The 2,605-nt window shown below is 50.3% G+C and carries 4 protein-coding genes; 1 reads left to right on the top strand and 3 read right to left on the bottom strand.

Annotation, left to right across the window (positions count from 1 at the left end):
• Positions 1 to 866: 866 nt before the first annotated feature.
• Both VB777_RS01950 and VB777_RS01945 read right to left on the bottom strand, forming a co-directional pair.
• Positions 867 to 1,064 (bottom strand): hypothetical protein, encoded by a 198-nt coding sequence (locus VB777_RS01950; protein ID WP_323246743.1) that lies wholly within the window; start codon positions 1,062 to 1,064, stop codon positions 867 to 869.
• A 144-nt stretch (positions 1,065 to 1,208) separates the two neighbouring features.
• Complete coding sequence (locus VB777_RS01945) at positions 1,209 to 1,541, bottom strand: hypothetical protein (protein ID WP_323246741.1); 333 nt, start codon at positions 1,539 to 1,541, stop codon at positions 1,209 to 1,211.
• Between the two features lie 111 nt (positions 1,542 to 1,652).
• On the opposite strand from VB777_RS01945, the gene VB777_RS01940 reads away from it, so the two are divergent.
• Entirely contained in the window at positions 1,653 to 1,904 is a 252-nt protein-coding gene (locus VB777_RS01940; RefSeq protein ID WP_323246739.1) for a helix-turn-helix transcriptional regulator, read from the top strand.
• A 388-nt stretch (positions 1,905 to 2,292) separates the two neighbouring features.
• On the opposite strand, the gene VB777_RS01935 is transcribed toward VB777_RS01940, so the two are convergent.
• On the bottom strand, positions 2,293 to 2,595 hold the full coding sequence (locus tag VB777_RS01935; RefSeq protein WP_323246745.1) for a M48 family metallopeptidase: 303 nt from the start codon (positions 2,593 to 2,595) through the stop codon (positions 2,293 to 2,295).
• Between the last annotated feature and the right edge of the window lie 10 nt (positions 2,596 to 2,605).

Raw genomic sequence — 2,605 nt, 5'->3', positions numbered from 1 at the left:
TTTTCGGTACATCTGCAGCGTTCAGCAGTTGTAGCAATCGTCAATTGCCCTGATCGAGCCCAGTTTATCGGGTCTCGGTCACTGAAACAAGTTGCGCCGCAGTCGATCTGACTTTTTCAGGAGTCCCTATTTAGTTCCTTCTTTAATTCTGATCTCCTGGTACTGATGTTGTTGCCACGAAACCTTAGACCACAAGAATAAGACAGCGAACAATGTTTAAGTTCACACTATTTGGCTTTATTGCGACGAGCTCTTATCTCTTCAAGAATTCTACCGAATCTGAAGAGATTTGTGGTTTCACATTATTTGACGCTTTTGCCATCAGATAATGTGAAACCTTTTCTTGCTCTCTTTCCTGATCTGCTACCTATTACCCCCAAAGTTCTAAACCTAAACCAGAGAGCGCAGCAGCTCTTCTGAGGCATGAAGATGCCGCTACTTCAGCAGCTGGTGCCTGGGACTTGGACTCCAGCGGTTCTGATGCCACTGCTGAGTAGTGAAGAAGATCACCGTCAGCAGTAGGAATTGTCAAACGCCCTGTGATCACCACCGCCCCACCAACCTCTTGAACTGACTGAACTTCCCAACACCATCCGGGAGCACGATGGTGAAGATGGCGAGCAATCGTATTCCAAGGGCAGTAAGTCAGGGTGGTATTACCCTGCTTGCGCGTCTTGAGATGGCGCGGATCAATAGGACGCGATAGATCTGCCAGGGTTTCGGCAGTAGGGCGAACGGCAAACTTGTTCGCGGATGGCTGAGTGCTTTTGGTGCTGGGCATTGGGTTGAATCTCTGTGGATTTCTCCTGCTATTATAGCATGGGATCTCGTATTCTGGCAAGTCTGAGTCCTCGCCCGCGGCTTAGTTATCCCTTGTCATTGATGGCGCCCTTTTCTACTAGGCAGTCGTAGTAGACGTTAATCGCATCTTCTACAATGGAGGACAGGGTTGGAGATTGCTGGTTGTGGAGACGAAACTCCTGAATCTCTGAAACCAGTTCCATCACCTGATCGCTGAGTCGGATGCCGAACTGCTTGGGGGCATCGGTATGTTGTCTTGCCATAGCTTCTGAGTGCGGCAGTAAAGAGTTTGACAGAAAGTTGCGCCCATACCAACAGGAGTCAGAAGATCAATGGGAATCTCTGGGAGATTCTATAAAGGTGGCTGAGGGGGCGGGGTTTCTAAGAACCTCTTGCCCCCTTCTATCTCAGTTGGGTGTCGGTTGCTGAGACGCCACTTCAATGGTAAGGGCATCCAGCAACTGATCTGCGGCTGAACGACGGGTCTCAGGCACAACTCCAAAGCGGGCATTCAATGCCTGTGTGAAGAGCACTGAGAATTCCGTCCCAATGAAGCTGGCGAGAAGATCAGCAGCGAATGCCCAGTGCTGGAACATCAGGGCATTACTCAAGCGACCATCGGCAGTGGCATCAGCAGATTCTTGCTCCCACTCACAGCAGCGAGAGCGAAGGGCATCCACAATCACCTCGTGAGCAGCGTTGATGGTTGCGAGATCTAGCGTGGAAAGGTCGGAAGGCATGGCCTGAGCTTCTGTGAGCTTCAACAACACAAATACTATAGCACAATACACTGGAAAGCGTGCGTCTGGCACTGGATAGCTCATCCCTGGTGCTACTGATAGAGTGTCTCTATGGCCAAAGAAGTTCGTCTGACGCTCGCCAAGGCAATCGCCAAGGCAAATCTTCGCCGTGCCGAGGCAGGCGAAAAGCCCCTCACCATGCACTCTTTAGCGGTTGAGGCGGGTGTGGCCGCGACAACCATCACTCGTTTGGCAAGAACCGACGACAAGGCGGCATCAGCACTGTCGCTGGATCTGGCATCCAAGATCGCAACGGTGCTGGATTGTGGGGTTGAGGATTTGCTGGAGACTATTGATTTCTAAAAATAGATTCTTGATTTCCCATCCGCGCTCATTCTGTATCTTCCACCCCTTGGACCATGGAAGACGCTTTGCTTCTTGCTCCTATAAACAGTTCTTGGTTTTCCCCCAAAGATGGGGCCAAGGTGATACGCAAAAGCACACATTAGCTTCCAAAAGGGAAATGCGCCAATGATGATAAGCACGCAGAGAAGGCCACGACCTTCAACCAAGGATAAGCCCATCCCAATTATAATCAGGAATACGCTCAATACTGTGCCCTCAATCTTTGCCCGGAGCACTTTTTTCTGCTCTTCCTCCTCCTTCTCTAGCTGAATCTCAAATCGCCTTCGGTCTCTGGCTTTTTTAGAGACTAATGCCTTGAAAAACGAGGTTCGTGCTGGCTTTTCAGTCATAGCAAAGAAATCCCCTTTTGCCTCAACCAATGTTTGTGCTCAGTATAGGAGGGGTCGTGGTGCCCTACCAAGCCCCAAAACTCCGCAGAGTGATTGGAGTGGACCAAATGGCACAATTCATGAATGACTACGTAATCTGTAATTACGTGAGGTGCCTTAATGATGTTCCAGTTAAAGACGACCTGCCCATTTTTGTAGCAAGAACCCCAGCGAGACCTGAAATGGCGGACGCTGATTCCTGCTGGTGAGACCCCGATTTGCTGGGCATAGCGACTTGCTTTCTCTTGTAGGCGCTCCAGTGCTCGGGAC

Source organism: Synechococcus sp. CCY9202 (assembly GCF_034931685.1).
In the GTDB taxonomy this organism is placed as follows: Bacteria; Cyanobacteriota; Cyanobacteriia; order PCC-6307; family Cyanobiaceae; genus CBW1002.
The sequence above is the reverse complement of the archived record's forward strand: the minus strand, read 5'-3'. Positions and strand labels throughout refer to the sequence as shown.

Bases quoted from the DNA above. Each gene is read 5' to 3' on its own strand.
- VB777_RS01945 (WP_323246741.1), bottom strand. From the start codon at position 1,541: ATGCCTTCCGACCTTTCCACGCTAGATCTCGCAACCATCAACGCTGCT.
- VB777_RS01950 (WP_323246743.1), bottom strand. From the start codon at position 1,064: ATGGCAAGACAACATACCGATGCCCCCAAGCAGTTCGGCATCCGACTC.
- VB777_RS01940 (WP_323246739.1), top strand. From the start codon at position 1,653: ATGGCCAAAGAAGTTCGTCTGACGCTCGCCAAGGCAATCGCCAAGGCA.